This is a genomic window from Vibrio sp. 10N.222.46.A1 (assembly GCF_041473595.1).
In the GTDB taxonomy this organism is placed as follows: Bacteria; Pseudomonadota; Gammaproteobacteria; order Enterobacterales; family Vibrionaceae; genus Vibrio; species Vibrio tasmaniensis_A.
This window is the reverse complement of the sequence record NZ_JBFRSN010000131.1, coordinates 1-6208: the sequence shown is the minus strand read 5'-3', so window position 1 is coordinate 6208 and position 6208 is coordinate 1. Positions and strand designations below refer to the sequence as shown.

7 protein-coding genes are annotated in these 6208 nt (G+C 46.1%); all 7 read left to right on the top strand.

Going from position 1 to position 6208, the window contains the following annotated elements:
* Positions 1-125 precede the first annotated feature (125 nt).
* Positions 126-1658 (top strand): DNA recombination protein RmuC, encoded by a 1533-nt coding sequence (gene rmuC, locus AB4496_RS04745; RefSeq protein WP_102257542.1) that lies wholly within the window; start codon positions 126-128, stop codon positions 1656-1658.
* Between the two features lie 65 nt (positions 1659-1723).
* A complete protein-coding gene (ubiE, locus tag AB4496_RS04740; RefSeq protein ID WP_029222994.1) occupies positions 1724-2503 on the top strand; it encodes a bifunctional demethylmenaquinone methyltransferase/2-methoxy-6-polyprenyl-1,4-benzoquinol methylase UbiE in 780 nt (259 codons plus the stop codon).
* A gap of 98 nt (positions 2504-2601) precedes the next feature.
* Positions 2602-3207, top strand: coding sequence for an SCP2 domain-containing protein (locus AB4496_RS04735; RefSeq protein WP_009848054.1), 606 nt, complete (start codon positions 2602-2604; stop codon positions 3205-3207).
* Positions 3204-4838 carry a ubiquinone biosynthesis regulatory protein kinase UbiB gene (gene ubiB, locus AB4496_RS04730; protein WP_009848053.1) on the top strand — a complete coding sequence of 545 codons (1635 nt, stop codon included), beginning with the start codon at positions 3204-3206 and terminating at the stop codon, positions 4836-4838. The genes AB4496_RS04735 and ubiB overlap by 4 nt, the downstream gene beginning before the upstream one ends.
* Before the next feature lie 54 nt (positions 4839-4892).
* The gene (tatA, locus tag AB4496_RS04725; RefSeq protein WP_009848052.1) at positions 4893-5147 is read left to right on the top strand and encodes a Sec-independent protein translocase subunit TatA; all 255 of its coding nucleotides are present in this window, start codon (positions 4893-4895) and stop codon (positions 5145-5147) included.
* 3 nt (positions 5148-5150) lie between these two features.
* Positions 5151-5558 (top strand): Sec-independent protein translocase protein TatB, encoded by a 408-nt coding sequence (gene tatB, locus AB4496_RS04720; RefSeq protein ID WP_004735566.1) that lies wholly within the window; start codon positions 5151-5153, stop codon positions 5556-5558.
* Positions 5559-5706: 148 nt separating this feature from the next.
* The coding region (gene tatC, locus AB4496_RS04715; RefSeq protein ID WP_372130641.1) for a twin-arginine translocase subunit TatC at positions 5707-6208 on the top strand (502 nt) is incomplete at its 3' end.

The window sequence follows — 6208 nt, the reverse complement described above, 5'->3', positions numbered from 1 at the left end:
AATTTGATGGGGCAGAGTACGGAGCGCTTAGTCTATCTGTCGAATTTTAATACGGCAAACTGGACATTTATCCAGTATCAAAATACCCTTTAATGAGTTATTTCCAATTAGGCTAAATCATTATCATGCAATGGATTATCGAACATCAAGCACCGCTTATTGCTGCTATTTCCGGCGCGCTCGTCAGCGGCGGTGTGGTGGGTTGGTGGATCAAACAGAAGTTCTCTTTTCAGCAGCGACTTCTTGAACAGCAACTAGAGTCCGACCGTTTGCTGTATGAGTCACAACAATCTCAGCTCAAATCCTCACTCGCAGAGGCGCAACAAGAGCTCAATGAGCTGGATGATGATCGAGATAAAGCGGCATTTGAACTTAAGCAGGCCCATGGCAAGGTGATGGCTGCGATGGAGAAGCTGCGCTATTTTGAAGCCGTGAAGCAAGAGCGTCAGCAGTATGCCGATGATATCAATATTCTTAAAGAGCATAAGTCTGAATTAGAAGCCGAACTTCGTGAGCAAGAAGCAAGGCATGACCAAGAAAACCTCGCCAACAGTGAAAAGCTGCAATTGTTAGAGCAGGCAGAGTCCCGATTGAAACAGCAGTTTGAACTGTTAGCGAATCAACTGTTTGAGAGCAAAACCGCCAAGGTAGATCAACAGAACAAGCAGAGCCTTGAAGGTTTGTTATCACCGCTGAGAGAGCAGTTAGAAGGCTTTAAGAAGCAGGTTAATGATAGCTTCAGTCAAGAAGCCAAAGAGCGTCACACCTTAGTACATGAGCTTAAAAACCTGCAACGTCTTAATGAGAGCATGACGCGTGAAGCGGTTAATCTGACCCAAGCACTAAAGGGCGATAATAAACAGCAGGGTAACTGGGGCGAAGTGGTACTGGCACGGGTGCTGGCAGAATCAGGGCTGCGCGAAGGTCATGAATACCAAACTCAAGTGAACCTGCAAAACGATGCGGGCAAGCGTTACCAGCCAGATGTGATTGTGCATCTGCCACAAGACAAGCAAGTGGTGGTGGATTCAAAAATGGCTTTGGTGGCGTTTGAGCGTTACTTCAATGCTGAAACTGATCAACAACGTGATGCTGCATTACGTGATCACTTGGCTTCATTGCGCGCGCACATTAAAGGCTTGAGCCAGAAGGATTATCATCAACTCAAAGGCATACAGAGCCTTGATTATGTGTTGATGTTTATTCCGGTAGAACCTGCGTTTCAGGTGGCGATTCAAGCCGACCCTAGCTTGGTTAAAGATGCGATGGAGCAAAACATTATCTTGGTTAGCCCAACCACCTTGCTGGTGGCACTGCGTACCATTGATAACTTGTGGCGCAACGATAGACAGAACCAGAATGCACAAATCATTGCAGAGCGGGCGAGCAAACTTTACGACAAGCTGCGCTTGTTTGTTGATGATATGGAAGGTCTTGGTAGCTCATTAGACAGAGCCAACCAAAGCTACCAAGGTGCCATGAATAAGCTGGTGACTGGTCGTGGTAATGTGATTCGTCAGGCCGAAAGCTTTAAGCAATTGGGTGTCGAGGTGAAGAAACCTATCTCGGTTGGCTTGGCGGAAATCGCTCAAAATGAGGCTTTTTCAGAAAATGCCTCCTTAGTAGAAAGACAACCCGCTGAGGATAAAGTAAACTAATCGGCCGCAGCGCCTCTAAAGAGAGAGTGTACTGTCGATGAGAACTTACCATGGTAGATAACAGCATTATGGACACAAGCGTGCAGACAAATTCAGCAGTAGAGTCAGAAACCACACACTTTGGTTTCGAAACAGTCGCGAAAGACCAAAAAGTCGCGAAAGTAGCAGAGGTATTTCACTCTGTAGCCGCTAAATACGACATCATGAATGACTTAATGTCGGGTGGTGTTCACCGCTTGTGGAAGCGATTCACGATTGATTGCAGTGGCGTTCGCCCGGGTCAACGTATCCTAGATCTAGGTGGTGGTACTGGCGACCTGACTGCGAAATTCTCGCGTATCGTTGGTGAAAAAGGCCACGTGGTTCTTGCTGATATCAACAACTCAATGCTGAATGTTGGCCGCGATAAACTGCGTGATAGCGGTATTGTTGGCAACGTACATTACGTTCAAGCCAATGCTGAAGAGCTGCCTTTCCCAGATAACTACTTCGATTGCATTACCATCAGCTTCTGTCTGCGTAATGTTACCGACAAAGACCAAGCGCTGCGTTCAATGTACCGCGTACTTAAGCCGGGCGGTCGTCTGTTGGTTCTTGAGTTTTCTAAGCCAGTGCTTGAGCCACTATCAAAGGTTTACGATGCATACTCTTTCCACCTATTGCCAAAAATGGGTGAGCTGATTGCTAACGATGCAGACAGCTATCGTTACCTTGCAGAATCAATCCGTATGCACCCTAACCAAGAAACCTTGGAAGGCATGATGCAAGAAGCGGGTTTTGAAAATACTAAATACTTCAACCTAACGGGCGGCATTGTTGCGCTGCACCGTGGTTACAAGTTCTAGTCGAACTTGGTAGCAGGCTCGTTGAGTGTGCTAAAAAATAAGAATAAAGATACAACGGATAGGTTAACGCTTATCCGTTTTCAAAGGTAAGGACAGTCATGCCATTTGATCCATTGGTCACCGCGGTTATTGAAACCTCTTTAAATACTTTCGTGAACGATGATCCAGCTTTGGTTCGTCGTTTGTCTCGTTTAAAGGGGCAGATCATTCAAGTTAATTTGAAAGAGCTGAACAAAACTCTCACTTTCGTTTTTAGCCAACAAATCGATGTGTTGGCTGACTACGAAGGACAACCTGATTGCTACCTATCTTTGAACCTCTCGGTACTGCCAGAACTGCGTGAGCAATCGAACATCACCAAACTGATCAAGCAAGATAAGCTGATCTTAGAGGGTGATATTCAACTGGCTCAGAAATTTGCTCAGCTAATGACAGACTGCAAGCCTGACTTGGAAGAGTGGCTATCGCGCGTGACTGGAGATGTGGTTGCCCATACCTTGGTACAAGGCGTTAAGAATGTTGGTGGCCTTGTGGCTAAGCAAGCGACTAAGCATCAAAACCATCTCGCTCAGGTATTAACTGAAGAGTGGAAGATTGCACCAGCGCCATTAGAAGTGGCACATTTTTGCGATCAGGTTGATGACGTGAAAAGCTCAGCTGCACGTCTTGAAGCTAAACTGAACGCTCTGTTGGAGAAAGCATGACCCCAACAGAACTGAAACGTCTTTATCATATTATCAAGGTACAGTTGGAATACGGCCTTGATGAGTTGATGCCTGAGCACCAGTTGACCAAGGCTCCTTTGCTGGCGAGAAAGTCACTGTTTTGGCTCAAGAACAAACATCAAGATAAAGAATTGGGTCATCGCTTGCGTTTAGCGTTGCAAGAATTAGGGCCTGTTTGGATTAAGTTTGGTCAGATGATGTCAACGCGTCGCGACCTATTTCCTCCTCATATCGCTGACCAATTGGCTTTATTACAAGACCAAGTGGCGCCATTTGATGGTCAATTGGCTAAGCGAGACATGGAAAAAGCGCTCGGTGGTAGCCTAGATAACTGGTTTACCGACTTTGATATCGAGCCATTGGCTTCTGCTTCTATCGCTCAGGTGCATACCGCAAAGCTCAAGGAGAGTGGTCGCGAGATTGTTCTGAAGGTTATTCGCCCTGATATTCGCCCGGTGATTGACGCAGATCTAAAACTGATGCACCGAATGGCGCGTATAGTCGCTAAGTCGCTTCCTGAAGCACGTCGTTTGAAACCGGTTGAAGTCGTTCACGAGTACGAAAAAACGTTACTTGATGAACTAGACCTGCGCCGAGAGGCGGCCAATGCGATTCAACTACGACGTAATTTTGAAGGCAGTGAAGAGCTGTATGTTCCAGAGGTTATCCCTGATCTAAGCAGCGAAACCCTGATGGTGTCAGAGCGTATCTACGGTATTCAAGTATCCGATATTGAAACGCTAAACGCCAACGGCACCAACATGAAATTGCTCGCGGAACGCGGTGTGACGGTATTCTTCACCCAAGTATTCCGAGATAGCTTTTTCCACGCAGACATGCACCCGGGCAACGTATTCGTTAACCCAGAGAATCCAGACAACCCTCAGTGGATTGGTTTGGATTGTGGCATTGTCGGCACGCTCAACAGTGAAGATAAGCGCTATTTAGCAGAGAACCTGCTGGCTTTCTTCAATCGCGATTACCGTAAAGTCGCCGAGCTGCATGTTGATTCGGGGTGGGTACCACACGACACCAACGTCAATGATTTTGAGTTCGCGATCCGTATGGTGTGTGAGCCAATTTTTGCAAAACCACTTGGCGAGATCTCATTTGGCCATGTGTTGCTAAACTTATTTAATACAGCAAGACGTTTCAACATGGAGGTTCAGCCTCAGTTGGTGCTTCTGCAGAAGACCTTGTTGTATGTGGAAGGCCTAGGTCGCCAGTTGTATCCGCAGCTTGATTTGTGGGCGACGGCTAAGCCTTTCCTTGAAACCTGGATGATGAATCAGGTGGGGCCGCAAGCTGTGATCAACGCAGTAAAAGAGCGCGCGCCATTCTGGGCAGAAAAACTGCCAGAGCTGCCAGAGCTGCTTTATGACAGCTTGCGCCAAGGTAAAGCGATGAACCATAGAATGGATCAGCTTTATCAAGGTTACCGAGATAGTAAGCGTCAGCAAGCAACTGGAAAGTTTTTGTTTGGCGTTGGAGCCACTTTAGTCGTATGCTCCGCAATATTAGTTTCAAGCCCTTATGAGCAGCTATCTATGGGCTGTGGCATCGCAGGTGTCACATTTTGGTTGCTTAGTTGGCGAGCTTACCGTCGTTAGACAGTAGACTCTCTTTATATTTTTTATGTGTAGACAGACCCGAGGACAATGACAATGGGTGGTATCAGTATTTGGCAACTTCTAATCATTGCTGTAATTGTAATTTTACTTTTCGGAACAAAGAAACTGCGCGGTATGGGTGGTGACTTAGGTTCAGCGGTGAAAGGCTTCAAAAAAGCGATGAGCGATGAAGACAAGCCTGCAGATAAGAAAGATGCAGACTTTGAACCAAAGAATATTGAACAGCAGAAGACAGAAGCTAGCGCTGAAACAACTGCTGAAACAAAGAAAGACAAAGAGCAGGCGTAAATCGTGTTTGATATCGGTTTTTGGGAACTGGTATTAATATCTGTCGTTGGGTTAGTGGTTTTAGGACCTGAGCGTTTGCCCGTGGCGATTCGTAGTATTTCCAAGTTTGTTGGACAAGCGAAAAGCATGGCAAACAGTGTGAAAGATGAACTTTCTCACGAGCTTAAGGTGCAAGAGCTGCAAGAAAACCTACGCAAGGCGGAAAAAATGGGTATGGAAGATTTATCTCCAGACCTAAAAGCGTCAGTCGATGAACTCAAGCAGGCCGCTGCTCAAGTTCAACGTCCGTACGCTAAGCCTGAGTCTGATAAGCCAAGTGAGACTGAACCTAGTGTCACGGAAACTGTGGAATCTGAAACCATTCAGGTCAACAGCGAAGCTTCAGCACCGTCAGATAAGAAAGCCGAATAGTCTCGCAAGGAGGAGTCGCCAGATGCTTGAGTTGCTAGATGTTTAAATCGATAGCTATTCAAGTAGATAACTATTCAAGTGGATACCAATTCAACTGGATAGATAGGTGCGCGGCTCCTTTTCGATCTTCCTGTTTAAGAGGTTTGACATGTCTTCGACTGAGCAGACACAGCCTTTAATTAGCCATCTTCTAGAATTACGTAATCGCTTACTACGCGCGATTGTCGCTGTTCTAGTGATATTTGTCGGGCTAATTTATTTTGCTAATGATATTTATGAATTCGTATCAGCACCTTTGGTAGATCGCTTACCTGAAGGGGCGACGATGATCGCAACGGATGTTGCATCGCCATTTTTTACACCACTAAAATTAACCTTAATCGCGTCTATTTTTGTCGCGGTGCCGTTTATTTTGTATCAGGTGTGGGCCTTTGTTGCTCCGGGTTTGTACAAGCATGAAAAACGCTTGATCATGCCGCTATTGGCTTCAAGTTCTTTGCTGTTTTACTGTGGTGTGGCGTTTGCTTACTTCGTAGTATTCCCATTGGTATTTAGTTTCTTCACGGCTATTTCCTTAGGGCAGGTAGAGTTCGCGACAGACATATCAAGTTATCTCGATTTTGTACTCGCGCTGTTCTTTGCTTTTGGTG